Genomic DNA, 530 nt, shown 5'->3' with positions numbered 1-530 from the left:
GTCTGAAATTATCGGCCAGGTGTGGCGTGCGGCAAAAATCGTGGGTGCAGCGAAAGTGACCGGTACCCGCCCAATCACCAACGTGGTGATGATGGGGATGGGAGAGCCGTTGCTGAACCTGACCAACGTGGTTCCGGCGATGGAAATCATGCTCGACGACTTCGGTTTTGGTCTGTCCAAGCGCCGGGTTACGCTGTCTACTTCAGGCGTAGTGCCTGCACTGGACAAGCTGGGCGACATGATTGACGTTGCGCTGGCGATCTCCCTGCACGCGCCAAACGATGCGATCCGTGACGAAATTGTGCCGATCAACAAAAAGTACAATATCGAAACCTTCCTGGCTGGCGTGCGCCGCTACCTGGAGAAATCCAATGCCAACCAGGGCCGTGTCACCATCGAGTATGTGATGCTTGATCACGTCAACGACGGTACCGAGCATGCGCATGAGCTGGCAGAATTGCTGAAAGATACGCCGTGCAAGATTAACCTGATCCCATGGAACCCGTTCCCGGGCGCACCTTATGGCCGTA

1 protein-coding gene is annotated in these 530 nt (G+C 56.0%); it reads left to right on the top strand.

Annotated features, from left to right (window positions below; genetic code table 11):
- Positions 1 to 530 (top strand): radical SAM protein (locus RF647_RS19245; protein ID WP_368813133.1); only part of this gene is annotated, 530 nt, incomplete at both ends.

The organism is Kocuria sp. CPCC 205263 (genome assembly GCF_040981075.1).
In the GTDB taxonomy this organism is placed as follows: Bacteria; Actinomycetota; Actinomycetes; order Actinomycetales; family Micrococcaceae; genus Kocuria; species Kocuria rosea.
The sequence above is the reverse complement of the archived record's forward strand: the minus strand, read 5'-3'. Positions and strand labels throughout refer to the sequence as shown.